Here is a 23,944-nt window from a genome sequence, read left to right as displayed (position 1 = left end):
GGTCGCATGGTGGCTAATCTGGTCGCAGGCTTCGCCGGACGCGACGGCGGAGCCCGTCGAAGTCGGCCGCAAGGCGCTCGGCCACCAGGCCATCTGCCACTGGAGAACTCGGGGAACCCGCATGGCATCGCTGTTGTACCGGCTGGGGCTCACCTCGGTCCGGCACCGGGTCATCGTCACGCTCGTCTGGCTCGCCGTGTTCGTCGGCGCCGGCGTGGGCGCGGCGGCCTTGTCCGGATCGACCGTCTCCACCTTCGAGATCCCCCGGCAGGAGTCGACCACCGCGCTGGACCTCATGCACGAGCGCTTCGGCGCCGCCTCGACCGGCGGCACCGCCCAGGTCGTGGTCCAGGCCCCGGCGGGAGCACAGGTCACCGACCAGGCGACGGCGGCCCGGGTCACCGCGCTCGTCGGCGAACTGAAGGGCCTGCCCGGCGTGGCATCGGTCAGCGATCCCCTGGATCCGCAAGCGCCCGTCGTGTCGGTGGACCGGAGAGCCGCCTACAGCACCGTCACGTACGCCGCGCCCGCGCAGGAGGTCACCGAGCTCCAGCGCGAAGCCCTGCTGGACGCCGTCGACCGGGCGCGCGACGGCGGGCTGACGGTGGAGGCGCGCGGCGACGCCCTCCAGGAACAGGTGCACCTCGGCGGCCCCGCCGAAGTGATCGGCGTCGTCGTCGCGCTGCTCGTGCTCGCCCTCACCTACGGCTCGCTCATCACGGCGGGCATGAACCTGCTCACCGCGGTCGTCGGCGTGGGCATCGGCGCGCTCGGCGTCATCACGCTCACCGGGTTCACCGACATCCAGGCCACGACGCCGGTGCTCGCCGTGATGCTCGGGCTGGCCGTCGGCATCGACTACGCGCTGTTCATCATCACGCGCTTCCGGCATGAGCTCAACGCCGGACGGCCGGTGCCGGAGGCCGCGGCGATGGCGGTCGGGACCGCCGGATCCGCCGTCGTCACCGCCGGTCTCACCGTCGTGATCGCCCTGGCCGGGCTGGCCGTCGCCGGGATCCCCTTCCTCACCCAGATGGGCCTGGCCGCCGCGGCGAGCGTCGTCGTCGCCGTCCTCATCGCGATCACCCTGGTCCCCGCCATGACCGGTTTCGTCGGACATCGCGCGCTGCCGCGCCGCTCGCGGACCGGTGCCAGGCACGCGGAAGCGCACAAAGATCACGGCTTCTACGCGGGCTGGGCGCGCCTGGTCACCCGCCACCGGTGGGGCAGCCTGCTCGCCGCCGTCGCCGCCCTGGCGGTGATCGCGGTCCCGGTCGCCTCGATGCGCACCTCGCTCGTCCAGCACCCCGCGGAAGGCGGCACCCAGGCCAAGGCCGAGCAGATCATCTCCGAGAGCTTCGGCGCGGGCTTCACCGGGCCGCTCCTCATCCTCATCGACGGGACCGACGCGCCCGGCCGCGCCGCCGCCGTCCGGCAGCAGACCGCGGCCCTCCCCCACGTCGCGCTGGCCACCGCACCGCGGACGGCCACGGACCGTTCCGCCGCGCTGATCACCGTGGTGCCCGGCTCCGGTCCGGACAGCGCCGCCACGACCGAGCTCGTGCACACGCTGCGGGCCGACCTCACCGACACCGATGGCGCCAGGATCTACGTCACCGGCACCACGGCGGTGAACATCGACGTGTCCCAGAAGCTCGACGACGCCCTGCCGCGCTACCTCGCGCTCGTCGTCGGACTCGCCCTGGTCCTGCTCGTCCTCGTGTTCCGCTCCCTGCTCGTCCCGATCGTCGGCGTCCTCGGCTTCCTGCTCACCATCGGCGCGACGCTCGGCGCCACCACGGCCGTCTTCCAATGGGGCTGGCTCGCCGACCTGGTGAACGCCCGGTCCACCGGCCCCCTGATGAGCCTCTCGCCGATCATCATCATCGGCATCCTGTTCGGCCTGGCCATGGACTACCAGGTCTTCCTGGTCTCCCGCATGCACGAGGCGCACTCCCACGGCGCCGACCCCCGCACCGCCGTCACCACCGGCTTCCGCCAGGCCGCCCCCGTCGTCATGGCCGCGGCGACGATCATGTTCGCCGTCTTCGCCGGGTTCGTCCCCCAGGGCGACGCCACCATCAAACCCATCGCCTTCGCCCTGGCCACCGGCATCCTCTTCGACGCCGTCGTCATCCGCATGATCGCGGTCCCCGCCGCCCTGGCCCTGCTCGGCTCCACCGCCTGGAAACTGCCCCGCGCCCTACGCCGCCTGCCCGTTCTCGACGTGGAAGGCGCCGCCCTGCGATCCGGGTCGCCGGATGCCGACGCCCCCGAACTCGAACCTGCCGCATCCCTCTGACGGCCTACGCCAGGAGGCCGAACGCCGATGCGGACCATCATGGTCTCATTGCGACCATGATGGTCCGCATCCAGTAGTGTGGTCCCATGCTTCGCCAGACACGCCAGCAGGTCGATGACGCGATCATCGACTGCGCCGCCACGTTGTTCGCCCGGCACGGGCTGAAGGAGACCTCGCTCCAGCGCATCGCGGACGCCGTGGGCTACTCCAAGAGCGGTCTGCTGAGGCACTACCCGTCCAAGGAGGCCCTGCAGGACGCGGTCCTCGAGCGCTGCCTCGCCGGACTCCACCAGATCGTGCGGGAGGTGGCCGGCCAGGACCCGGGACCGGAGCGCGACCGGGCCGCGCTCCGGGCGCTGGCGGAACTGGTGATGCGCCGCCCCGGGTTCGTCGCCCTGCTCCTCTCCGGACTGCTGCACCTGCCGGCCGACTGCGAACACGAGGTGCTGAAGGAGCACATCGACACCCTCATGTCGGCGTTCGACGTCCACCCCGACACCTACGACAGCGACCCGAACAGGGTCATCCGCGTCGCAGGCGCCCTCGGCGCCCTGGGCGTAGCCCGCTTCGCCCTGCAGAACCACCTGACGGCCGCCTCCCTCGACGAACTCGTCGAAGTCAGCCACCGCGCCCTCGGCCACTAGACGGAGCTCGAGCGGCGACCGAACCGCGGGCGGCTACGCCGTGGCCGTTCGGGGTGATCTCGCTCTCAGCGAGTAGAGGACGGGGAGGTAGGTGTCACCGAACGGGAACCGACGTGTGCCGTCGGGGCCTTCGGGCAGGATGCGGCTTCCGGGGAATTCGACCTCGGTGTGCTCGACGAGCCGGTCGATGATCAGTCCCGCTCCGGCGGCCGCCGTCACGATCTCGCCCACCGAATGCGGGTACTGGACCACCTCCCGTGCGGTCATCGGCAGGACCGGGTCCGCATACGTGCCCGCGACGACCTCGCGCTGGGGCTCTCCTCCCCCGTAGGGCCAGTCGGCCACGAGCGGCTCAAAGCTGGCGAGGGTCTGGTACGCGGGATGCAGGTCGACCAGCACCAGCCTTCCACCTGGCCGCAGCGCCATCGCCGCACCACGCATCCACGCGTCAAGGTCCCCGATCCAGCACAGCACACCGTACGTGGCGATCACGAGGTCGAATCCGCCCGCCAGGCGGGCCGGTAGATTCTGGGTGTCCGCCTCGACGAAATCGGCGGTCAGCCCGGCGCGCCCGGCCAGCTCGCGTGCCCGGACGAGCGCCGGCGTCGAGAAATCGACACCGGTGACCCTGGCACCCAGACGGGCCCAGTTGAGTGTGTCCATGCCGAAGTGGCACTGCAGATGCAGCACATCCTGGCCGGTCACATCACCGGCCAGCTCCAGCTCGATCCCGTAGAGCGTCTGCCGGCCCGCCAGGAACGAATCGACGTCGTACAGCATGTCGTCAGGGGTCGTGCCATGTGCCCGGGCGCGGTCATCCCAGAGGGCACGGTTCGCGGCGAGCCCGTCATCGGGAGGGTTTCCGTTCATGTCCGCAGTGTCGCAGGCCGATTCGAGTCGCTCGGAGTCGTGATCTCGTGGTGGGAAAAGGATTGGACGGGGTGGTGGTCGGGCTTGTAGCTTGCGGGTGGCCGTGACGCTGCTCCAGGAGGTGAAACCCATGAACGCTGTTCGATGTGGGTGCTCCCCCTTGCCGTCATGGTCGGGCGATTGACGTAGGTGTCGCCGGGAGCGCCGAGACCGCAAGGCACTCCCGAAAGGCAATACCTGTGCCCTCTCAGCAATTCACCGCCGTGTCGTCGTCGGACCGCCCCGCCGTGGGCGATGTTCCCGGGCCGTCGGCCGGAGGCGGTCCGCCCCTCATGTTCGATGTGGTCATCGCCGGGTGCGGGCCGACCGGTGCGATGCTGGCCGCCGAACTGCGGCTGCACGATGTGCGGGTGCTCGTGGTGGAGAAGGAGACCGAGCCCGCCTCGTTCGCCCGCATAGTCAGTCTGCACATGCGCAGCCTCGAGCTGATGGCGATGCGCGGGCTGCTGGATCGCCTTCTCGAACGCGGAAGACGGCGTCCGGTCGGCGGGATCATCGCCGGCATCGCCAAACCCGCGCCCGCGGGCCTGGACTCCGCGTACGCCTACCTGCTGGGCATCCCGCAACCCCTCATCGAGCGACTGCTCGAAACGCATGCGATCGAGCTGGGCGCGCAGGTTCGGCGCGGTCGTTCGGTCACCGGTCTCACGCAGGACGAGGAGGGCGTGACCGTCGAGTTGTCCGACGGGGAGCGGCTGCGTTCGCGCTACCTCGTCGGCTGCGACGGCGCGCGCAGCACGGTGCGCAAGCTGCTCGGCGTCGGCTTCCCCGGCGAGCCCTCGCGCAACGACACGCTCATGGGCGAGATGGCCGTGGGCGTGCCGCAGGAGGAGATCGCCGCCAAGGTGGCCGAGATCGGCAGGACCGAGCGGCGGTTCTGGCTCCGGCCCTTCGGCGAAGGGGTCTACAGCGTCGTGGTCCCCACCGCGGAGGTCAGCGATCGCGCGGAACCGCCCACCCTCGAGGATTTCCGACGGGAGCTGCGCGCCGTCGCCGGCACCGACTTCGGCGTGCACTCCCCGCGCTGGATGTCCCGCTTCGGGGACGCCACCCGGCTGGCCGAGCGGTACCGGGTGGGGCGGGTGCTGCTGGCGGGCGACGCGGCGCACATCCATCCGCCCACCGGCGGGCAGGGCCTCAACCTGGGCGTGCAGGACGCGGTCAACCTCGGCTGGAAACTCGCCGCGCAGATCCACGGCCGGGCGCCGGAAGCGCTGCTCGACACCTACCAGGCCGAACGTCGGCCGGTCGCCGCGGACGTGCTGGACAACACCCGCGCCCAGGTGGCGCTGAGCTCCGCCGAACCTGGCGCGCAGGCCGTGCGCAGGCTGCTCGCCGAACTGATGGACTTCGACGAGGTGAACCGCCATCTGATCGAGAAGATCACCGCGACCGCCATCCGCTACGACTTCGGAGAGGGCCCCGACCTGCTCGGCCGCCGCCTGGGCGATATCGCCGTCGGACAGGGCACCCTCTACGGTCTGCTGCACGGCGGCCGCGGCCTGCTGCTGGACCGGACCGGAGGCCTGACCGTCGGCGGCTGGTCGGACCGGGTCGACCACCTCGCGGATCCCAGCGCGGCGCTGGACGTGCCGTGCGTCCTGCTCCGCCCCGACGGCCACGTCGCCTGGATCGGCGACGATCAGCAGGACCTGGACGACCACCTCGCCCGCTGGTTCGGCCCGCCCTCCCGCTGATCACGCGCGGCGGGCTTCATCGAGCACCGTGCCGGAGATCTCGCGCGCGAGGTCTCCGGCACGGTCCGGGGCGTTGCGGGGGTCAGGCCTCGGGGAGGGTGAGGCCGAGGAGGCGGATGGCGTTGCCGCGGGCGATCTTGTTGATGGACGGCTGGTCGAGGTGGCCGTACTGGAGGGCGGCCTCTTCGCGGGATCGGGGCCAGGTGCCGTCCTGGTGGGGGTAGTCGGTCTCGAAGGTGACGTTGTCGAGGCCCACCTTGTCCAGGAGCTCGACGCCGACCGAGTCCTTGAAGAAGCAGCTGGTGATCTGGCGGTAGTAGTACGTCGAGGGCTTCTCCGGGCAGTTGAGCTGCCCGTTGGCCCAGCCCCGGTGGGTCTCCCAGACGTCGTCGATGCGCTCGAGGAGGTAGGGGATCCAGCCGATCTGGGCCTCGGCGTACAGGAGCTTGAGGCGGGGGAAGCGGTGCAGGACGCCGGAGAAGAGGAAGTCGGTCATGCTGGCGACGCTGTTGCCGAAGATGATGGTCGCGCCGACCGCGCCCGGGGCGTCCGGGGACGTCTGCGGGGTCTTGGTGCCCGACCCGATGTGCATCGCCAGGACCGTGCCCGTCTCCTGGCAGGCCGCGAAGAACGGATCCCAGTAGCCGGAATGCAGACTCGGCAGGCCGAGATACGCGGGCAGCTCCGAGAACGCCACCGCGCGCACTCCGCGAGCGGCGTTGCGGCGGACTTCGGCGACGGCGAGGTCGACGTCCCACAGCGGGACCAGGCAGAGCGGGATGAGACGGCCGCCGCTGTCGCCGCACCACTCCTCGACCATCCAGTCGTTGTAGGCCCGCACCGAAGCGAGAGACAGGTCCTTGTCCTTGCCCCACAGGAAGATCTGCCCGCAGAACCGCACATAGTTCGGGAAGCACATCTGCGCCTCCACACCGTTCACGTCCATGTCGGCCAGCCGCTCCGACGGGATCCAGCACCCCGGACGCATGTCGTCGTAGGTGATGCCCTCGTTCGTCACCTCGTCGGCGGGCACCCCGGCCGCCGCGATGTACTTCTTGATCTGGGTCCGGGTGTCCTCGTAGTGCCACCACGCGACGTCCGGGCCCTCGGTGCCGGGGGTCTCGACGTAGCGGCCGTCCACGAGCTTCACTTCCCCGGCGGGCGCGTACTCGATCCGCGGCCCGACCTCGCGCAGCCGCGTCGGCAGGCGGGTGCTCCACAGGTTCGCCGGTTCGACGACATGGGCGTCCACGTCGATGAGCCGCGGGATCTTCGCCAGGCGCTCGGCGAGGACGTCCGGAGCCAGTGACTGCTCGGTCACGGCGCCTCCTTTTATAATGGATTCTATATACATCTTACGGGCAGGCTCGGCCCGGGTGAAGGGGCCCCGCCGATCGGACCCGGCCCGTCAGGCCGAGGCCGGGTCCAGCGCGCCGACCGCGGCCGCGCGCGTCGTCTCGCTGACGGGCGCGGTGAGCGCCGCGACGGTCATGTCGACGAGGTTCGCGGCGACGAGCGGGAGCGGCAGGTCGCCCCGCCGGGGCTCCGGCGCGTCCTCCAGCACGGCCCGGTCCGCCAGCACGTGCAGTGCCGCCTGCGCGGCGGTGACGAGGCGGGCCACCGCCAGCGGACGCGGCATCGTCTCCGGCATCCGCTCGATGAGCACCCGCGCCGCCCGTGTCAGGGTGGCGTCGACCAGCCCCTGGATCTCCTCGACCGCGAGTTCCGGCCGGTTGATCGCCGACACCCAGATCCTGATCGCCGCCCGCGCGCTGGGCCCCTCCGCCACGTACTCCGCGACGGGCAGGACGATCACCTCGACGAGCTCCCGCGTGGAAGGCTCCCGCCCGTCCAGCGCCGCGTACAACTCGTCATGACGCGCCCGCAGCCAAGCCCCGTGCCTTCGCAGGATCGCCCTGACGAGTTCCTCGCGCCCCCCGAAGTGGTAGTGCAACGCCGCGGTGTTGCGCTGCCCCGCGGCGGTGTTGATCTCGTTGAGCGAGACCCCGCTGATGCCGCGCTCGGCCATGAGCCGCTCGGCGGCGTCGAGGATGCGTTCCCGCGTCTCGGCGCCGCGCGCACTCGTCCGTCTCTCAGACACCGCTCTCTTCCAGCCGCTTCACTCGGTTCGGCGCCCACGCCTCGGTCGGCACGTTCTCACCATAGAACTGCTTCGCCCAGTGGCGGAACTCGATGATCGGGCCGTCGCCCTTGATGAGCAGCGGCTTCTCGATGAAGATCTTGTTCTCCCAGATGGGAACGTCCTCGGCGATGGCCTCGACGAACGTGTTGATCATCTTGGCGGAGAAGGACTCCATCGACTTCGGCATGACGAACACCCAGCGGATGTGCACGTTCTCCTCGTCGATCGGGGACACCGACGAGACGAACGACATGACGCCCTTGAGGCGGAGCGCGCCGAGCCCGAGGCCGAAGGACTTCCGGACGAAGTCGAGCGCGTGGACCTGGCCGCTCTTGCTCTTGAACTCCTGGCGTTCCGTGACGGTCTTCACGAACCCGTCATAGCCGACGTCGCCTCCCGGGACGGACTCCATCCCGTGCACGTACTTGAAGTGGACGTAGTCGGCGTTGTTCTCGGCCATCTCCTGGCAGCACGTCGCGAACTTGAACTCGTGGAAGACCGGCGCCGACCATTCCGCGTCGTCGAACTCCGCCATCTCCGGCATCGGGATGTACGGGGCCTCCCTGCCGAGGTGGTGCCAGGCGAAGATCAACCCGAACCGCTCGACGACGGGGTAGGCGTGCACCTTGGCCTTCGGCGAAGGCTCCGCGTCGGAATAGGGAACGTCCACGCAGCGGCCGCTCACCCCGTCGTACCGCCACGCGTGGAACGGGCACTCCAGCAGCTGCCCCTCGACCCGGCCGCCCTTGGCGAGGTTGGCCCCGAGGTGCGGGCAGTACGCGTCGACGACCCGGGCCTCGCCCGTCACCGTCCGGAAGACCGCGAGGTCCTTCCCGAAGTAGTGCGCGGGCACGACCTGCCCGTCGGCGACCTCGTCCGACCGCGCGACGGCGAACCAGCCGTTCGGAATCGGAAACGGGAACCGGCCCATGGAGTCCTCCTGGGTTGATGAAGAGACTTCTTGAAGAAGCTTCTTTAATTCGACGATAACACCGCGCCCGCTCCCCCACCAGACCCGCACCGGCCGGGGAAAGGCGACGGCCCGGACCGACACGGGGTCGGTCCGGGCCGCGGCCTGCGTGGGAGGCGCGGGTCAGGCGCCGGAGACGAGGCGTTCGACCTGGCGGAGGCCGTAGCGGGCGAGACCGAGGTTGGCGCGGTCGCGGTCGAGCGCGACGTAGAGGAACAGCGAGCCGACGTTCCCCTCGAAGAGCCGGATGAGGTGGTACTGGCGGCCGAGGGAGATGAGGATGTCCTCGATGACGTCGTCGAGCCGGAGCGCCTGGATCGCGCGCAGCTTGGCCCGGACGACCTCGGCGTTGTGCGCCGCTGCGACGTCGAGGTCCAGTGCGGGACCGCCGCCGAGCGAGCCCAGGGACCTTCCGGTCTTGTAGTCGACCAGCGCGGCGCCGAGCGCCCCGTCGATCGCCATGGTCTCCTTCAGCACGCGGGCGATGTCCACGATGTGTCCTTTGTTAACAGAACGGACTTCGAGGCTACCCAAGACGGACTGGACAAAATCCCCACCAACGTCAATCCGTAACAAATCCACAAGACTGTGACCTGGGATTTCTCGTTCGGCACGATCCCCTCCTGAGACGTGCGCCGGAGATCCGGGTCCGGTTCAGCGCGCCCAGGCCCCGGTCGGCCACCGCGTGCGCGCCGACCGCGCGGAGCCAGGTGAGCAGCGCGCGGCTACCGCGCGGACATCGCGGCCACCCGGCGGATCCACCCCGCCGCGATGGCCTTCGCCATCTGGCCCGAGCGCACCGGAGCCGCCCGGATCTCCGCGTTCCCGGGAGACGGGGCCGTTGTCGGTGGCGGCGCATAGGGTGCCGTCGATGACATGTCCCGCCGGTTCTGCCGGTCCGGTCAAGGAGTACCGATCATGATTCCCGCGACGCCCCCGGTGACTTCCCCCAGCGGATGGGACGACGCGCTGAGCAGCGCGTTCGAGATACTGCTCGGTGGAAGGCCCGCCGCCGAGCCCGCCGCTCGATACGGGGTGTTCCACGCCTCGGATCCATTCGACGAGTTCCTGTTCCCCAGCCCGTGGGCGACCCCCGACGCCCTGACAGGACGGGAGCCGAGACCGCTGCCGGATCCGGAGGATCACCCCTTCTCCCCGTTCACCTGGCGGTTCGACCTGAGCGGGTCGTTGTTCTGGTTCGATCCCGACCTCCTGGCCGGCACGGGTCCGTGGGGCGAGGGCGGGCACAAGGGTCCCCGGCCGTTCGATGACGCGTTCGTCACCGACCTGCGGGCCGTCTCCACGTCAGGGGACGACGGTGCGGCACTGGTGTACGGGGCGGAGCTGGGACCGCTGCTGGGCCGGCACGGGATCGACCTGACGCACAAGAGCTCCAAGAAGCTGAACGGCTGGGTGACGGTGCTGCTGCGCGTGGCCACCGACGGCACCCTCACCGACGCGATGCGGGCCGCGACGTTCACCGAGCGCGGGCCCGGCCACCTGGTCTCGGTGCGCGAGATCTCCCGGCCCGGCCCCGCCGACGAACCCTGGGAGGAGAAGCTGAGCGCGGTCACGTATCCCGGTCTTCGCGACCATCTCCGCATGCTGTGCCGCACGGAGGACGACGCGCGGAGCGAGGGCGGCTTCTACTGCGGAACCGGCTACTGGCCGTCGACCGATGCGCTGGAAACGGTCGGCTGCTCCCTCGTCGCGGGCTGGGCGTTCGGCGAGTCCCAGGCCGGTACCGCCGTCGTGCGCCTCCCGGACGGGTCCCCGCTCCGGTAACGCCGGCCGCACGCACCCGGTCTCTCGGTCAGTCGGCGGGGCCCGCGACCCCGTCGGCGACCAGGCGCGCGACGTCCGCGGGCGGGTAGCCGAGGTCGGCGAGGATCTGGGCGGAGTGGGCGCCGAGGGCCGGGACGGCGTCGAGGCGCCAGTCCCAGGAGTCGCACTGCGGCGGCGGGAGGAGGACCTGGACGGGGCCCGCGGGGCTGTCCACGGTCTGCCAGCGGTCGCGGTCGGTGAGCTGGGGGTGGGCGAGGACCTCGGTGGGGGTGTTCAGGCGGGCGTGGCCCAGTCCCGCGTCCTCGGCGAGGCGGCGGCACTCGGCCAGCGGAAGGGTCGCGGCCCAGGCGGCGATGACGGCGTCGAGTTCGGGGCGCAGCGCGACGCGGTCGGCGTTGGTCGTGTACCTGGGGTCCTTAGCGAGGTCGGGACGGCCCAGCACGTGCCCGGCGAGGCGGCGCCACTCCCGGTCGTTGGTGGTGCCGAGGACGAGGGTCTGGCCGTCGGCGGTGCGGTAGGCGCCGTACGGGGAGACCATCGGGGAGCTGAGGCCGTTCGGCGCGACGTCGAAGCCGCCGTAGCGGGCCTGGTTGAGCGCGAAGCCCATCCACTCGGCGACGACGTCGAAGAGCCCGACGGAGATGGCCGCGCCCTCTCCGGTGCGTTCCCGGACGTACAAGGCGGTGAGGATGCTGGAGAGCGCGTACATGCCGGCGCCTATGTCGGCGATGGGGATGCCCGGCTTGGCGGGCGCCTCCGGGGTCCCGGTGATGGCGCAGGATCCCGCTTCGGACTGCACGAGCAGGTCGTACGCGCGGGCCTGCGCATAGGGCCCGCCCTTGCCGTAGCCGGAGATGTCGACGCAGATGAGGCGCGGGTGCTTCGCGCGCAGTTCCGCGGGGTCCAGGCCGAGCCGGGCCGCCGCCCCGGGGGCGAGGTTCTGCACGACCACGTCGGCCTGGGCGACGAGCCGGGCCAGCGCCTCCCGTCCTTCGGGGTGCTTGAGGTCGAGGGCGAGGGACTCCTTGTTGCGGTTGGCCCAGACGAAGTGCGCGGCCATGCCGTTGACGACCTCGTCGTAAGCGCGGGCGAAGTCGCCGCCCGCGCGGTTCTCCACCTTGACGACCCGGGCTCCGAGGTCGCCCAGGTGACGGGTGCACAGCGGGGCCGCGACGGCCTGCTCCACCGCCACGACCAGCACACCGGCGAGTGGCAGCATCGTTCCCCCTGTTTTCGCCCCACGACATTGTCGATTTGATTATGTATAAAATAGCATCTTGATATCGAGTCACTCAGCGCAACCCTGGGAGGGGCCATGGCGGCCACCGCGAAGGCCCGGCTGGTCGACCTCGCGCTGCACGACGGCGTAGCGGTCCTCCGGCTGAACGACCCGGACCGGCGCAACGCGCTGTCCAAGGCGCTCAGCGACGACCTGGCCAGGGCCGTCGACTCCGCCCTCGACGTCGGAGCGCGCGCCCTCGTCCTCACCGCGGCCCCGCCCGTGTTCTGCGCGGGCGGCTCCCTCGACGGGCTGATCAACCGCGAGGTCCCGCTCGCCGAGATGTACGCGGGCATGGAACGGCTCGCCGCCGCGCCCGTGCCGACGATCGCGGCGGTCGGGGGCGCCGCGATCGGGGCCGGGGTCAACCTGCCGCTCGCCTGCGACATCGTGCTCGCGACGCCCGACGCGCGCTTCGATCCGCGGTTCCTGGACGTCGGCATCCATCCGGGCGGAGGCCACCTGTGGCGGCTCGCGGCCCGGGTCGGCGCGCAGGGGGCCGCCGCGCTCGTGCTGTGCGGCGACGCGCTCACCGGTGAGGAGGCCGCCGCATGCGGCCTGGCCTGGCGCTGCGTGCCGCAGGACCGGTTGGAGCCGCTCGCGCTGAAGTTCGCCGGACGCGCCGCCGCGCGCGACCCCGAACTCGTCAGGCGCGCCAAGCGCACGCTCACCGCGAGCCTCGCGCTCGACCGTGCCGAGGACGCCTCGGCGCTCGAACTCGCCGCCCAGCAGTGGTCGGTCGACCGCCCCGGCTTCGCAGAGAACGTCCGGCGCATCCAGGACGGCCTGCGCCGCAGCCCGAACCCGACGGCAAGGGAGTCACGATGACCTCCGAGACCCGCCTTCCGCCGCCCGGCGACGCGATGGTCCGGCGCAGCAGCGGCGAGCAGGCCGCCCTGTACATCCGCCGGCTCATCTTCGACGGACGCCTCCGCCAGGGCGACCGGGTGCCCCAGGACGAGATCGCCCGCACCCTCGGTGTCAGCCGCATCCCCGTCCGCGAGGCGCTCCTGTCGCTGGAGCGCGAAGGCTGGGTGACGATCCGCCCGCACCGCGGCGCGTTCATCGGCGCCCTCGACGAGGCCGCCGTCCGCGACCACTACGCCCTCTACGGCCTCGTCTACGGCTTCGCCGCCCGCCGCGCCACCGAACGCGCCGACCCCGCCCTCATCGAGCGCCTGACCGCCGTCTGCGACCGCCTCGCCGCCGAGGACGACCCCGGCGAGGTGGCCCGCCTCAACCGCGACTTCGACCGCCTCATCCTCGGCACCGCGAGCTCCCCCCGGCTCCGCGCCGTCCTCCGCGCCATGGTCGGCATCGTCCCCGGCAACTTCTTCGCCCTGGTCCCCGGCGCCATCGCCGTGGAGCGCACCGGCAGCCGCGCCGTCCTGGAAGCCGTCCGCGCCGCCGACCCCGAAGCCGCCGCCTCCGCCTACGCCGCCATGCTCAAATCCCAAGGCGACCTCGTCGCCGCCCTCTTCTCCACCCGCGGCCTCTTCACCACCTGACCCCGCACCCCGAACACCCCGCTCTTTTGACACCCCCGGGGCGACCCCGCCCATGCGGAGCCTCCTCCCCGGTGGCCATCCGCTGCACCCCCGACCATGCGCCGCCGCCCCGGCACGCCCCCATGGCGTGTCTCCGCTCCGGCAAGGCGACCGTGGCAAGGCACGGCGCGGCCCACCCGAAGCCGACCACGGCGATCCGCCGGAAGCTCCGGCTCACGGCCCCCAATGAAAGCGGCGGAGCCCTCCCGGGCCCCGCCGCTTCGTGCTGTGTCAGACCTCGTCCGTCACGTCGACGAGCCAGGACATGTCGCCGGAGGCGAGGGTGTGCTGCCAGTCGGGTGGGGCGCCGGACATGAGGGTGGCGAGGTCCCAGTAGTCGCGCCACAGGGTGATCTTGCCGTCGGCCAGGTGCTGGACGGAGACGAACGGGAGGGTGACCCGTTCGCCGGTGGGCCAGTGCCAGTGCTCCTCGTGTTCGGTGATGACCAGGCCGTCGGAGGCGACGACCTGGGAGGTGCCGTGGTCGTAGCCGGCGAGGGGTTCCAGGCCCAGTTTGAGGCGGGCCTCGATGCCCTCCGGGCCGCGGGCGGCGGCGCCCGGGCCCGTGGGCACGTCGTAGTAGATGGACTCCGCGGTGAAGAACGTCCTCAGACGTGCCCAGTCGCGGTCGTACAGGGCCGTCCAGAAGGCCGCGACGATCTCGCGGGCCTCCTCCGCCGGGGTCGGCTTCGCGTCGGGCATCGGGTCAGCCGTCGCCGAGGAGTTCCAGGACGAGGGCGGAGCCCATGCCGCCGCCCGCGCACATCGACACGCAGCCCAGGGAGCCGCCGCGGCGGCGGAGCTCGCCGAGCATGGTGACGACCATGCGGGCGCCGGTCGCGGCGATCGGGTGGCCGAGGCCGCAGCCGGAGCCGTTGACGTTGACGAGGTCCTCGTCCAGGCCGAGGATCCGGCTCGAGGCGACGGCCATTGTGGCGAACGCCTCGTTGATCTCGAACAGGTCGATGTCGGAGATCTTCAGGCCGGCCCGGTCCAGCGCCTTCGGCACCGCGAGGGTCGGCGCGAGGCCGGTCCGCTCGGGCAGCACTCCGACCGAGCCCCACGAGACGATCCGGGCCAGCGGCACGAGGCCGTGGGCGCGGGCGTACTCGTCCGAGACGACCACGAGGGCGGCCGCCGCGTCGTTGATCCCGGCCGAGTTGCCCGCGGTGACCACTGCGCCGTCGATCTCCGGGTGCAGCAGCCGCAGCCCGGCGAGCTTCTCGGCGGTCGTGTCGGGGCGCGGGTGCTCGTCGGTGTCGAACACCCTCCCGTCCGGCAGGGTGACGGGGACGATCTCGGCGGCGAAGTCGCCGCGTGCGATCGACGCCGCCGCGCGCTGGTGCGAGCGCGCGGCCCACGCGTCGGCCTCGGCGCGGGTGACCCCGGCGATGCGCGCGGTGTTCTCCCCGACGGTCAGGGCCATGTCGAACGCGGGCGCCTCGGGCGTCGCGGGGTGGCTCGGCGACATCCACGGTTTGTAGTCGCGCGCGGAGGCCGGGACCGACTTGAGCCCCTGCGGCATGGAGCTGAGGCTCTCGGTGCCGCCCGCGACGACGACGCGGTCCATCCCGGCGCGGATCGAGCCCGCCGCGATCTGGAGCGCGCTGAGCCCGGCGGCGCAGTGCCGGTTGTCGGCGAGTCCGGGCACCTGGTGCATGCCGGCCTCGACCGCGACGTGCCGGGCGATGACCCCGCCGCCCTGGAGCGACTCGGCGAGCACCAGGTCGTCGATCGCGTCGACGGGCACGCCGGACCGCTCGACCGCGGCGACGACCGCGGCACGGGCGAGCGCGAACGCGTCCACGTCGACGAGGGACCCCTTGTGGGCCTTGCCGATCGCGGTGCGGGCGGCGGCGACGATGACGGCTTCGGGCATGGGTCGTCCTCCTTACTTGGGGGCGAAGCGCTGGCCGCCGTCGAGGCGGATGGTCTGGCCGTTGAGCATCGGGTTGCGCACGATCGACTCGGCGAGCCAGGCGTACTCCTCGGGCCGGCCGGCCCGGCGCGGGAAGGCCGCGTCCTTGGTGAGCACGTCGATGATCTCCTGCGGGGCGCCTTCCAGCAGGCCGGTCGCGAAGAGGCTCGGCGCGATGGCCATGACGCGGATGCCGAGGCTGCCGAGGTCGCGGGCCATGGTGAGGCTCATGCCCGCGATGCCCGCCTTGGCCGCGGTGTAGGAGACCTGGCCGATCTGTCCCTCGAACGCCGCGATGGACGCGGTGTTGATGATGACGCCGCGCTCGCCGGTGTCCTCGGGCTCGTTCTTGCTCATGTGCCAGGCCTGGAGCCGGTTGAGGTTGAACGTGCCGATGAGGTTCAGCTCGATGATGGAGCGGAAGTCCGCGAGGGGGAGCGGCCCGTTCTTGCCGATGGTCCGCTTGCTGACGCCGCCGCCCGCGGTGTTGACCGCGATGTGGATCGCGCCGTGCGCCGCCACCACTTCCTCGATCGCGGCCTCGGTGCCGGTCTCGTCGGTGACGTCACAGGCGTGGAAGGTCGCGCCGATCTCCTTGGCCGCCTCGGGGCCGCGCCCGTCGGGCAGATCGAGGATCGCGATCTTGGCGCCCGCCGCGGCGAGCAGCTCGGCCGTCGCGCGGCCCATGCCCGATCCGCCGCCGACGATGACGGCCACCTTGTTCGCTGCGTCCACACGAGCCTCCGGGGGTGGGGGAAATTATATAAATGATAATAAATCATGGGTGATCGGCGCGGTTCAAGGGGGGTCCAGCCGGTCCAGCGCGGCACGGCGCAGCGCGGCCTTGTCCACTTTGCCCGCCGCGGTCAAGGGCAGCGCGTCGACCTGCCAGACGGTCCTCGGCACCTTGAACGCGGCGAGCCGGGCCGCGCAGCGCGCCACGATCTTCTCGACCGGCCCTCCCCCGACGACGAACGCCGCGGGCACCTCCCCGAGCCGCGCGTGCGGAATCCCGACGACGGCCGCGGCGCGCACCCCCGCCGCGATGGTCAGGACGTGCTCGACCTCGGCGGGGTAGACGTTGAGGCCGCCCACGATGACGATGTCCTTGAGCCGGTCCACGATGCGAAGCCGGCCCGCGGCATCGAGCTCGCCGACGTCGCCGGTGCGCAACCAGCCCTTCGAGAACGCCTCAGCGGTGGCGGCCGGATCGTCCAGGTAGCCCGTCATGACGCCGGGGCCGCGCACCAGGATCTCGCCCGGCCCGTCCGGGGCGTCGATCCGCACCTCGGTGCCCGGAATGGGCAGCCCCGACGTCTCGGACACGACGCCCACCGGATCGTCCGGCCGGGTGATGGTGAGGACGCCGCCCGCCTCCGTCAGCCCGTAGGCGGTGAACACGTGCCGGATCCCGAGCCGGTCGCGCAGCGCCCCGATGAGGTCGCGCGGCACGACCGCCGCGCCCGTCACCGCGACCCGGACCGCGTCGCGCGGCATCTCCGGCTCGGCGAGCAGCGCCCGGAACAGCGCGGGCGGCCCCTGGAGGAAGGTCACGCCGCGCGCGGCGACGGCCCGTGCGAGCGCGGCCGGATCGAGCGATGGCACGGGGATCAGCGCGGCCCCCGCGACCGCGCACGCGAGCAGCCCCGTCTTGTGCCCGCCGATGTGCGCGAAGGGCGCGACGACCGGGTAGACGTCCCCGGCGCGCAGCCCCGTGATCCGCACCCAGCTCCGGGTGGTCTCCACGAGCCCGCCGTGCCGCAGCAGCGCCCCCTTGGGCCGCCCCGTGGTGCCCGACGTGTACTGCACATGGCTGACGGTCTCGGGGCGCAGTGCGCCCATCCGCCGCAAGGTCTCGGCCCTGTCGGCGGGCCCGCCTTCCAGTTCCTCCGGAGAGACGATCAGGCGGGCACCCGCCTCCGCGGCGAGTTCGGCGAGCGGCCTCCCGCCCGCGCCCTCTCCCCCGGCGATGACGACCCGGCAACCGGACCGCGCTATCAGGTCGGCCGCTTCCGGAGCCGTGTACCGGGTGTTGAGCGGCACCAGACGGGCCCCCGCGCAGAGCACCCCGTAGGAGGCGGTGATCCAGGGGAGTCCGTTGGGCGCCCAGACGCCCACGCTCTCACCGGGCCGGACGCCCAGGCCGATGAGCCCTGCGGCGGCCGTCATCGCGGCGTCGAGGAGATCGGGGTAGGTGAGGCGGGGGTCGCGGACCGCGGGACGGGTGGGGTGCTCCCTGGCGGTCTGCTCCAGGACGCCCGGGAGGGTGTCGGGATGCGCGCGCGTTCCTGTCACAGCCGAACCCTAACCCCGGACCGGACCGGCATCCTTGATACATTCTTTTTAATATTTTATTGAGTGAGGAGACCCCATGCGCGTCCTCAACGGTGTCGAGGAGATCAAGGCCGCCATCGGCGAGCACCTTGGCCACAGCTCCTACCGGACCGTCACCCAGGCCGACATCGACACCTTCGCCGCCCTCACCGGCGACGACCAGTGGATCCACGTCGACCCGGAACGCGCCGCCCAGGGACCGTTCGGCGGCACCATCGCGCACGGCCTGCTGACGCTCTCGCTCGGCCCGCGCCTCGTCCGGGAGATCTATCGGATCGAGGGCATGAAGATGGGCGTCAACTACGGCTACGACCGCATCCGCTTCCCCTCCCCCGTCCCGGTGGACGCCAAGGTCCGCGTCGGCGCGGAGATCGAAGAGGTCCAGGACGTCCCGGGCGGGCTCCAGGTCCGCCTCAAGTTCACCTGGGAGATCGAAGGCGCGGCCAAGCCCGCCTGTGTCGCCGCCATGCTCCTGCGCTACTCCGTCTGACCCTCCCCGAGACCACCGAGAAGAGAGGAGCCGGAACGCGATGCGTGAAGCAGTCATCTGTGAGCCGGTGCGCACCCCCGTCGGACGGTACGGGGGCGCGCTGCGCGACGTCCCGCCCGCGGAGCTCGCCGCGACCGCGATCCGCGGCCTCGTCGCCCGGACGGGCCTGGCCGCCGAGGACATCGACGAGGTGCTGCTCGGCCAGTGCTACCCGAACTCCGACGCCCCCGCGATCGGCCGCGTCGCCGCCCTGGACGCCGGACTCGACGTCACCGTCACCGGCCTCCAGATCGACCGCCGCTGCGGCTCGGGCCTCCAGGCCGTGCTCAACGCCGCCATGCAGGTCCAGACCGGCGTCAGCGAACTCGTCATCGCCGGCGGCGCCGAGAGCATGAGCTCGGCCGCGTTCTATTCGACCGGCATGCGCTGGGGCGTCAAGGACCCGTCGGTCCCGCTGCACGACGCGCTGGCGCGCGGCAGGACCACCGCGGGCGGCCGCCACCACCCGGTGCCCGGCGGCATGCTGGAGACCGCGGAGAACCTGCGCGCCGAGTACGGCATCACCCGGGAGGAGCAGGACGCGCTCTCCCTGACCTCGCACCGGCGAGCGGTGGCCGCGCAGCAGGCGGGGCTGTTCGCGGAGGAGATCGTCCCGGTCGTCCTGAAGACCCGCAAGGGCGAGCAGACCGTCGACGCCGACGAGCACCCCCGGCCCGACATCTCGGCCGAGGCGCTGGCCCGGCTCAAGCCCGTCCTGTTGAAGTCCGACCCCGCCGCGACCGTCACCGCGGGCAACGCCAGCGGCCAGAACGACGGCGCGGCGGTCTGCGTCGTGACGCATCCCGCCAACGCGGAGCGGCTCGGCCTGCGCCCGCTCGCGCGGCTCGTCTCGTGGGCCGTCGCCGGCGTGCCGCCGCGCACGATGGGCATCGGCCCGGTCCCGTCGACCGCGCTCGCGCTGGAGCGGGCCGGGCTGAAACTCGCCGACCTCGATCTGATCGAGCTGAACGAGGCGTTCGCCGCGCAGGTCCTCGCCTGCGGCCGCGCCTGGGGCTTCGGCGCCGCCGACTGGGACCGGACGAACGTCCATGGATCCGGCATCTCCCTCGGCCACCCCGTCGGCGCGACCGGCGCCCGCATCCTCGCGACGCTGCTGCGCGAGCTCGACCGCCGCGAGGCCCGCTACGGCCTGGAGACCCTCTGCGTCGGCGGCGGCCAGGGCATCTCCGCGATCTTCGAACGCCTCCCCGCCTGATCCCCCGAACCAAGGAAGAGGAAGCAAGATGAGCCTGCTGGAAGGCCGCTCCGCGGTCATCACCGGCGCCGCCCAGGGCATCGGCCTGGCCATCGCCCGGGTCTTCGCGGGCGCGGGCGCCCGCCTGGTCGTCGCCGACATCGACGGCGACGCCGCCGCCAAGGCCGCCGCGGAACTCGCCGCCGACGGGGCCGAGGCGATCGCCGTCCGCTGCGACGTGACCGAGGAGGCCGACGTCGAGGCGATGATCGCCGCCTGCGCCGACGCCTACGGCCGGGTGGACGTCCTGGTGAACAACGCCGGGATCACCCGTGACGCGACCCTGCGCAAGATGACCGGCGACCAGTTCCGCCAGGTCATGGACGTCCACCTGTACGGGACGTGGCTGGGCATGAAGCACGCGTCCCTCAGGATGCGCGAGCAGGGCGGCGGCTCGATCGTCAACATCTCGTCGATCTCCGGCAAGGTCGGCCTGCCGGGCCAGACCAACTACAGCGCGGCCAAGGCCGGGATCGTCGGCATGACGAAGGCCGCGGCCAAGGAGCTCGCGCATCTGAACATCAGGGTGAACGCGATCCAGCCCGGCCTGGTGCGGACCGCGATGACCGAGGCGCTGCGCCCGGACATCTGGGCCGAGAAGCTCGCCGGGGTGCCGATGGGCCGCGCCGCGGAGCCGGAGGAGGTCGGGAAGGTCGCCCTGTTCCTTGCGGGCGACCTGTCCAGCTACATGACCGGCACCGTCCTTGAGGTCACCGGCGGACGGCACATGTGAGGCGTCAGCCCGCGGTGACGACGCGTTCGGCGATCCGCCAGCCGTGGCCGGTCCGGTGAAGGGTGTCGCGGTAGGCGCCCATGGAGAACAGGCGCGGCGCCTCCGCGGCGGTCTCGACCCAGAACTGCCAGTAGGAGTCGGCCACCGCGCGATCGCCGTCGAGGGCGACCGCGACGGTGCCGACGAGGTGCCGGCTCTGGCTGCCGGGGCCGGTCTGGCCCTCGGCGCGGCGGGCGGCGCCGGCGGCGCGGATCTCGGCGCGGCCGTTCTTCTCCGGCCAGTCGCCCATCGACCAGCGGGCGTCCTCGGTGAACAGGGCGGCGTAGTCGTCGAGGTCACCGGTGTCGGAGTACTGCGCGACCCGGGCGAGCACCCCCCGGATCTCCAGTTCGTCCGCCACGTCACGTCGGTCGCCGAGCATGGGCCCACTCCCTTGTAGCAAATATATTTTGTATATAAGTTAGCACCCAGTGGAAAGGCCGCCCCGGGGCGGCACGAGGAGGTTGCTGCATGTCCGAGCAGGACGCCCCGCGTTACGCGGACCGGCTGTTCCCCGCCCCCGTCGACCACGGGATCGCGCTGCCCGACCGGGCCGTCGCGTCCGTCAGGTCGGGGACCGACACCGAGGCCGGGGAGCACGTCAACGAGCTGTGGTACCAGGGCAGCGGGAGGATCGGCGAGAAGCCGGTCGAGTCCATCGTCATCTACCCGCCGACGCGCGGCGTCGTCGGGCAGGGCGACCCGTTCGAACCGGTGAAGATCGGCGTCCTCATCGACATGGACCTCGGCCAGCTCACCGCCGACCTGATGGACCCGATCATCCTGGCCGTCGAGGACGCGCTCAACGAAGGCGTCTACGACAGACCCGTCGAGATCCTCACCGTCGACGCCCGCGGCCTGCCCCGCGAGAACTACCTCAAGGTCCGCAAGGGCTACCAGAAGCTCGTGGACGCCGGCTGCGTCGTCGTCATCGGGCCGTTCATCAGCGACAACTCGGTGAACCTGTGCAAGACCGTCAACGAGACCGGCGTCGCCGCGCTCGGCTGGACGGGCACGACGCGGTTCGCGGGCGAATACTGCTTCACCGTCGCCAACGGCGACATCCCCACCGAGGGCGTCATGGCCGCCGACTGGTGCTTCCAGAACGGCTACACCAAGGTCGGCTTCTTCTGGGAGCAGGGCTCCTCCGGCGACCTGTACTCCGACTACTTCCGTGACGCCGCCCGCCGCTACGACCTCGAGATCATCAAGGAGGTCTGCCTCGGCCCGAACCCGAAGAACTTCGAGCGGCACCTCGCGACGATGCGGGAGCAGGGCGCCGAGGCCATCGTCTACATGGGCTACGGCTACTCCACCTTCCACTTCGCCCGCGGCTTCAAGAACCTCGACTGGGACCCGCCCCGCTTCATGGGCACCGCCTTCATGTTCTACTCCAACTCCAACGCCTGGGCCGAGGGCCTGGAAGGCTGGCACGGCGTCGACCAGCTCGGCGAAGACGGCGCCAACCCCAACTACGAGGCCATGCTGGAGCGGTTCGAGGCCCGCTTCGGCCGCGTCAGCCGGAACGTCGTCGTCGCGCTGTCGTACGACACGGCCCGCGCCGCCCTCCACGGCATCGCCAACGCCCGGATCGCCATCCCCGAGGAGGTGAAGATCGGCCTGGAGAAGATCAAATGGATGCCCTGCACCAACGGCGGACCCGGCTGCTACCTCACCTTCGCCGAGTACGACCACCGCGGCTACAAGGGCGACTTCCTGACGATCAGGGAACTGCGCGGCGGCGAGCTCCACTTCCGCGGCTACCACCGGCCGCAGTGGCCCTCCAACACGCTGTCGCCGATCGTCAAGCAGGCGTGATGGACCTGGCGTTCAGCGACGAGCAGGAGGAGCTGCGCGGCGTCGTCCGCGCGTTCCTCGGCGAGCACGCCACCGAGGCCGAGCTGCGGCGGCACCTGGACGGCGCGGCCGGGTACGACCCGGCCGGGTGGGCGCGGATGGCCGGACAACTCGGGTTGCAGGGGCTCGCCGTGCCGGAGGAGTTCGGCGGATCCGGCGCGGGGCCCGTCGAGACCGGGATCGTCCTGGAGGAGATGGGGCGGGCGCTGTACAGCGGGCCCTACCTTTCGGCGGTGCTCGCGGTGCGGGCGCTGCTCGCCGCGGGGGACGCCGGGGCGGCCGCGGAGCTCCTGCCGGGGATCGCCTCGGGGAGCACGGTCGCCGCCGTCGCGTTCGGCGAGGGCGCGCCCGGCGTCAGCGCGGAGGACGGGCCGGACGGGCCGGTGCTCCACGGCGTCAAGGACCTCGTGCCGGACGGGGGGCGGGCCGGGCTCGTCCTGGTGACGGCGTCCGGCGCGGACGGGCTCGGGCTGTACGCGGTGCGGGGGTTCACCGCGGTCCCGCTGCGCACGCTGGACGCCACCCGGCCGCTCGCCCGGCTGGAGTTCGCCGGGGTTCCGGCCCGGCGGATCGGCGGGGACGCCGCCCGGATCGTCGAGGACGTGCTGGTCCACGCGCGCGCGGCGCTGGCGGCCGAGGCGGTCGGCGGCGCGGCGTTCCTGCTGGACCGGACCGTCGCGCACGTGCGGGACCGGGTGCAGTTCGGCGAGCCGATCGGCTCCTTCCAGGCGGTCCAGCACGCGTGCGCGCAGATGTACGTCGAGGTCGAGTCGGCCCGTGCGGCGGCGCACCACGCGCTGCTGGCCGCCGCCGCGGGCTCGCCCGAGGCGCCGCTCGCGGCGTCCCTCGCCAAGGCGTACTGCGCGGACGCGTTCATAAGGGTCGCCACGGAGGCGATCCAGCTGCACGGTGGCATAGGCGTCACCTGGGAGCACCCCGCCCACCTCTACTTCCGCAGGGCCCAGGGCGTCCAGGCGCTCTTCGGCTCGTCCGACCGGCACCGCGACGACCTCGTGGACCGCCTCGCCACCTCCGGGAGGGCCTCATGAGCGATCTGCTCGGCATCACCGACGAAGGCGCCGTCCGCCTCCTGACGTTCCGCCGCCCCGACGTCCGCAACGCCTTCAACGAGGAGCTGTACCGCGCGACCGCCGCCGCCCTCGACGCGGCGGCGGCCGACCCGTCGGTGAGCGTCGTCGTCCTGACGGGTGAGGGCACCGTGTTCAGCGCGGGCACCGACCTCAACGAGATGGCCGAGATCGCCCGCAAGCACGCGGCGGGCGAGGACGTGGGCGACGTAGGCAAGGGCTTCCCCATCCTCATGGACGCCGTCGTCGCCTTCCCCAAGCCGCTCCTGGCCGCCGTCAACGGCAGCGGCATCGGCCTGGGCCTGACGATCCTCCCCCACTGCGACCTCGTCGTCATCGCCGAGGGGGCCAGGCTCCACGCCCCCTTCACCACCATGGGCGTCGCCCCCGAAGCGGCGAGCAGCTACCTGCTCCCTCTCCGCCTCGGCGCCCAGCTGGCCAACCTTGTCCTGCTCTGCGGCCGTCCCCTGACCGCCGCCGAAGCCGTCGAACACGGCCTGGCACTCAAGTCGCTCCCCCGCGACGAGGTGCTCCCGGAGACCCTGGTCCTGGCCCGCGAACTCGCGGAGAAGCCCCTGGCCTCCCTGCTCGCCACCAAGCGGGTCATCACCGAACCCCACCGCGCCGCCGTCCTCGCCGCCCGCGCCCGCGAGGACGCCGCCTTCGCCGACCTCCTGTCCCGCTGACCCGGAACGGCGCGGGCTCCCTCCCCGGGAACCCGCGCCGTCTCTCATCCCCCCAGCAGGGCCGGCAGGAGTCGAACCTGCATTCCGCCGAGGTTGGACCCCCGGCCGCCCATCCATTTGGCTCAGCCCTTCAACACTTCTTCTGATGCCCCCGCCCCCGACCGAGTTCACCCGCCCCCACGTCCGCCCTAGGCCAAGATCCCTTCGA

At 71.9% G+C, this 23,944-nt stretch carries 23 protein-coding genes and 1 tRNA gene; 12 read left to right on the top strand and 12 right to left on the bottom strand.

Annotation, left to right across the window (positions count from 1 at the left end; genetic code table 11):
• The first annotated feature begins 121 nt into the window (after window positions 1-121).
• Together EDD29_RS12390 and EDD29_RS12385 are read left to right on the top strand one after the other, a co-directional pair.
• Window positions 122-2,302 (top strand): MMPL family transporter, encoded by a 2,181-nt coding sequence (locus EDD29_RS12390; protein ID WP_123664538.1) that lies wholly within the window; start codon window positions 122-124, stop codon window positions 2,300-2,302.
• An 86-nt stretch (window positions 2,303-2,388) separates the two neighbouring features.
• Window positions 2,389-2,946: a TetR/AcrR family transcriptional regulator gene (locus EDD29_RS12385; RefSeq protein ID WP_123664537.1), complete on the top strand. Its 558-nt coding sequence runs from the start codon at window positions 2,389-2,391 to the stop codon at window positions 2,944-2,946.
• Between the two features lie 33 nt (window positions 2,947-2,979).
• Here the strand turns inward: EDD29_RS12385 and EDD29_RS12380 are convergent, their stop codons facing one another.
• Complete coding sequence (locus EDD29_RS12380; protein ID WP_170201370.1) at window positions 2,980-3,726, bottom strand: class I SAM-dependent methyltransferase; 747 nt, start codon at window positions 3,724-3,726, stop codon at window positions 2,980-2,982.
• 422 nt (window positions 3,727-4,148) lie between these two features.
• Here EDD29_RS12380 and rox point away from each other — a divergent pair, with 422 nt between their 5' ends.
• On the top strand, window positions 4,149-5,573 hold the full coding sequence (rox, locus tag EDD29_RS12375) for a rifampin monooxygenase (protein WP_123664535.1): 1,425 nt from the start codon (window positions 4,149-4,151) through the stop codon (window positions 5,571-5,573).
• 82 nt (window positions 5,574-5,655) lie between these two features.
• Here the strand turns inward: rox and EDD29_RS12370 are convergent, their stop codons facing one another.
• The 4 genes from EDD29_RS12370 to EDD29_RS12355 all read right to left on the bottom strand — a co-directional run bounded on the left by EDD29_RS12370 (window position 5,656) and on the right by EDD29_RS12355 (window position 9,148).
• Window positions 5,656-6,894: an amidohydrolase family protein gene (locus tag EDD29_RS12370; RefSeq protein WP_211359672.1), complete on the bottom strand. Its 1,239-nt coding sequence runs from the start codon at window positions 6,892-6,894 to the stop codon at window positions 5,656-5,658.
• Window positions 6,895-6,981: 87 nt separating this feature from the next.
• On the bottom strand, window positions 6,982-7,674 hold the full coding sequence (locus EDD29_RS12365) for a TetR/AcrR family transcriptional regulator (RefSeq protein WP_123664533.1): 693 nt from the start codon (window positions 7,672-7,674) through the stop codon (window positions 6,982-6,984).
• Entirely contained in the window at window positions 7,667-8,647 is a 981-nt protein-coding gene (locus EDD29_RS12360; RefSeq protein WP_123664532.1) for a Rieske 2Fe-2S domain-containing protein, read from the bottom strand. The genes EDD29_RS12365 and EDD29_RS12360 overlap by 8 nt, the downstream gene beginning before the upstream one ends.
• 162 nt (window positions 8,648-8,809) lie before the next feature.
• A complete protein-coding gene (locus EDD29_RS12355) occupies window positions 8,810-9,148 on the bottom strand; it encodes a hypothetical protein (protein WP_211360251.1) in 339 nt (112 codons plus the stop codon).
• Between the two features lie 456 nt (window positions 9,149-9,604).
• Between EDD29_RS12355 and EDD29_RS12350 the strand changes: the two genes are divergently transcribed.
• Window positions 9,605-10,471 (top strand): hypothetical protein, encoded by an 867-nt coding sequence (locus EDD29_RS12350; protein ID WP_123664530.1) that lies wholly within the window; start codon window positions 9,605-9,607, stop codon window positions 10,469-10,471.
• 28 nt (window positions 10,472-10,499) lie between these two features.
• On the opposite strand, the gene EDD29_RS12345 is transcribed toward EDD29_RS12350, so the two are convergent.
• Window positions 10,500-11,690 carry a CaiB/BaiF CoA transferase family protein gene (locus EDD29_RS12345; RefSeq protein ID WP_123664529.1) on the bottom strand — a complete coding sequence of 397 codons (1,191 nt, stop codon included), beginning with the start codon at window positions 11,688-11,690 and terminating at the stop codon, window positions 10,500-10,502.
• Between the two features lie 96 nt (window positions 11,691-11,786).
• Here EDD29_RS12345 and EDD29_RS12340 point away from each other — a divergent pair, with 96 nt between their 5' ends.
• A complete protein-coding gene (locus EDD29_RS12340; RefSeq protein ID WP_123664528.1) occupies window positions 11,787-12,578 on the top strand; it encodes an enoyl-CoA hydratase-related protein in 792 nt (263 codons plus the stop codon).
• A complete protein-coding gene (locus EDD29_RS12335) occupies window positions 12,575-13,258 on the top strand; it encodes a GntR family transcriptional regulator (RefSeq protein WP_123664527.1) in 684 nt (227 codons plus the stop codon). The genes EDD29_RS12340 and EDD29_RS12335 overlap by 4 nt, the downstream gene beginning before the upstream one ends.
• A gap of 270 nt (window positions 13,259-13,528) precedes the next feature.
• On the opposite strand, the gene EDD29_RS12330 is transcribed toward EDD29_RS12335, so the two are convergent.
• From EDD29_RS12330 to EDD29_RS12315, 4 genes are all read right to left on the bottom strand, one after another.
• Window positions 13,529-13,999, bottom strand: a complete 471-nt coding sequence (locus EDD29_RS12330; RefSeq protein WP_123664526.1) for a nuclear transport factor 2 family protein — start codon at window positions 13,997-13,999, stop codon at window positions 13,529-13,531.
• 4 nt (window positions 14,000-14,003) lie between these two features.
• Window positions 14,004-15,176, bottom strand: a complete 1,173-nt coding sequence (locus EDD29_RS12325) for a thiolase family protein (RefSeq protein ID WP_123664525.1) — start codon at window positions 15,174-15,176, stop codon at window positions 14,004-14,006.
• A 12-nt stretch (window positions 15,177-15,188) separates the two neighbouring features.
• Window positions 15,189-15,950, bottom strand: a complete 762-nt coding sequence (locus tag EDD29_RS12320; RefSeq protein ID WP_123664524.1) for an SDR family NAD(P)-dependent oxidoreductase — start codon at window positions 15,948-15,950, stop codon at window positions 15,189-15,191.
• A gap of 63 nt (window positions 15,951-16,013) precedes the next feature.
• The gene (locus tag EDD29_RS12315) at window positions 16,014-17,510 is read right to left on the bottom strand and encodes an AMP-binding protein (RefSeq protein ID WP_123664523.1); all 1,497 of its coding nucleotides are present in this window, start codon (window positions 17,508-17,510) and stop codon (window positions 16,014-16,016) included.
• A 76-nt stretch (window positions 17,511-17,586) separates the two neighbouring features.
• Here EDD29_RS12315 and EDD29_RS12310 point away from each other — a divergent pair, with 76 nt between their 5' ends.
• From EDD29_RS12310 to fabG, 3 genes are read left to right on the top strand one after another with little or no spacing between them, the layout of a single operon-like run.
• The gene (locus EDD29_RS12310; protein WP_123664522.1) at window positions 17,587-18,039 is read left to right on the top strand and encodes a MaoC family dehydratase; all 453 of its coding nucleotides are present in this window, start codon (window positions 17,587-17,589) and stop codon (window positions 18,037-18,039) included.
• A gap of 40 nt (window positions 18,040-18,079) precedes the next feature.
• Window positions 18,080-19,294, top strand: a complete 1,215-nt coding sequence (locus EDD29_RS12305) for an acetyl-CoA C-acetyltransferase (protein ID WP_123664521.1) — start codon at window positions 18,080-18,082, stop codon at window positions 19,292-19,294.
• 28 nt (window positions 19,295-19,322) lie between these two features.
• A complete protein-coding gene (gene fabG / locus EDD29_RS12300; protein ID WP_123664520.1) occupies window positions 19,323-20,066 on the top strand; it encodes a 3-oxoacyl-ACP reductase FabG in 744 nt (247 codons plus the stop codon).
• A 4-nt stretch (window positions 20,067-20,070) separates the two neighbouring features.
• On the opposite strand, the gene EDD29_RS12295 is transcribed toward fabG, so the two are convergent.
• Window positions 20,071-20,487 carry a nuclear transport factor 2 family protein gene (locus EDD29_RS12295; RefSeq protein ID WP_123664519.1) on the bottom strand — a complete coding sequence of 139 codons (417 nt, stop codon included), beginning with the start codon at window positions 20,485-20,487 and terminating at the stop codon, window positions 20,071-20,073.
• An 89-nt stretch (window positions 20,488-20,576) separates the two neighbouring features.
• Here EDD29_RS12295 and EDD29_RS12290 point away from each other — a divergent pair, with 89 nt between their 5' ends.
• The 3 genes from EDD29_RS12290 to EDD29_RS12280 are packed head-to-tail and all read left to right on the top strand — an operon-like array spanning window position 20,577 to window position 23,736.
• On the top strand, window positions 20,577-21,923 hold the full coding sequence (locus EDD29_RS12290) for an ABC transporter substrate-binding protein (protein WP_123664518.1): 1,347 nt from the start codon (window positions 20,577-20,579) through the stop codon (window positions 21,921-21,923).
• Entirely contained in the window at window positions 21,923-23,011 is a 1,089-nt protein-coding gene (locus tag EDD29_RS12285) for an acyl-CoA dehydrogenase family protein (RefSeq protein WP_123664517.1), read from the top strand. Before EDD29_RS12290 ends, EDD29_RS12285 begins: the two co-directional genes overlap by 1 nt.
• A complete protein-coding gene (locus tag EDD29_RS12280; protein WP_123664516.1) occupies window positions 23,008-23,736 on the top strand; it encodes an enoyl-CoA hydratase/isomerase family protein in 729 nt (242 codons plus the stop codon). The genes EDD29_RS12285 and EDD29_RS12280 overlap by 4 nt, the downstream gene beginning before the upstream one ends.
• Window positions 23,737-23,792: 56 nt before the next feature.
• Here the strand turns inward: EDD29_RS12280 and EDD29_RS45410 are convergent.
• Window positions 23,793-23,866: transfer RNA gene (locus tag EDD29_RS45410), tRNA-Trp, on the bottom strand.
• Between the last annotated feature and the right edge of the window lie 78 nt (window positions 23,867-23,944).

It is taken from the genome of Actinocorallia herbida, from assembly GCF_003751225.1.
Classification (GTDB): domain Bacteria; phylum Actinomycetota; class Actinomycetes; order Streptosporangiales; family Streptosporangiaceae; genus Actinocorallia; species Actinocorallia herbida.
The sequence above is the reverse complement of the archived record's forward strand: the minus strand, read 5'-3'. Positions and strand labels throughout refer to the sequence as shown.

Coding starts and splice junctions, on each gene's coding strand:
- EDD29_RS12390 (WP_123664538.1), top strand. CDS start 122: ATGGCATCGCTGTTGTACCGGCTGGGGCTCACCTCGGTCCGGCACCGG.
- EDD29_RS12360 (WP_123664532.1), bottom strand. CDS start 8,647: ATGGGCCGGTTCCCGTTTCCGATTCCGAACGGCTGGTTCGCCGTCGCG.
- EDD29_RS12340 (WP_123664528.1), top strand. CDS start 11,787: ATGGCGGCCACCGCGAAGGCCCGGCTGGTCGACCTCGCGCTGCACGAC.
- EDD29_RS12290 (WP_123664518.1), top strand. CDS start 20,577: ATGTCCGAGCAGGACGCCCCGCGTTACGCGGACCGGCTGTTCCCCGCC.
- rox (WP_123664535.1), top strand. CDS start 4,149: ATGTTCGATGTGGTCATCGCCGGGTGCGGGCCGACCGGTGCGATGCTG.
- EDD29_RS12305 (WP_123664521.1), top strand. CDS start 18,080: ATGCGTGAAGCAGTCATCTGTGAGCCGGTGCGCACCCCCGTCGGACGG.
- EDD29_RS12335 (WP_123664527.1), top strand. CDS start 12,575: ATGACCTCCGAGACCCGCCTTCCGCCGCCCGGCGACGCGATGGTCCGG.
- EDD29_RS12310 (WP_123664522.1), top strand. CDS start 17,587: ATGCGCGTCCTCAACGGTGTCGAGGAGATCAAGGCCGCCATCGGCGAG.
- EDD29_RS12380 (WP_170201370.1), bottom strand. CDS start 3,726: ATGCTGTACGACGTCGATTCGTTCCTGGCGGGCCGGCAGACGCTCTAC.
- EDD29_RS12330 (WP_123664526.1), bottom strand. CDS start 13,999: ATGCCCGACGCGAAGCCGACCCCGGCGGAGGAGGCCCGCGAGATCGTC.
- EDD29_RS12280 (WP_123664516.1), top strand. CDS start 23,008: ATGAGCGATCTGCTCGGCATCACCGACGAAGGCGCCGTCCGCCTCCTG.
- EDD29_RS12285 (WP_123664517.1), top strand. CDS start 21,923: ATGGACCTGGCGTTCAGCGACGAGCAGGAGGAGCTGCGCGGCGTCGTC.
- fabG (WP_123664520.1), top strand. CDS start 19,323: ATGAGCCTGCTGGAAGGCCGCTCCGCGGTCATCACCGGCGCCGCCCAG.
- EDD29_RS12350 (WP_123664530.1), top strand. CDS start 9,605: ATGATTCCCGCGACGCCCCCGGTGACTTCCCCCAGCGGATGGGACGAC.
- EDD29_RS12295 (WP_123664519.1), bottom strand. CDS start 20,487: ATGCTCGGCGACCGACGTGACGTGGCGGACGAACTGGAGATCCGGGGG.
- EDD29_RS12345 (WP_123664529.1), bottom strand. CDS start 11,690: ATGCTGCCACTCGCCGGTGTGCTGGTCGTGGCGGTGGAGCAGGCCGTC.
- EDD29_RS12385 (WP_123664537.1), top strand. CDS start 2,389: ATGCTTCGCCAGACACGCCAGCAGGTCGATGACGCGATCATCGACTGC.
- EDD29_RS12355 (WP_211360251.1), bottom strand. CDS start 9,148: ATGGCGATCGACGGGGCGCTCGGCGCCGCGCTGGTCGACTACAAGACC.
- EDD29_RS12325 (WP_123664525.1), bottom strand. CDS start 15,176: ATGCCCGAAGCCGTCATCGTCGCCGCCGCCCGCACCGCGATCGGCAAG.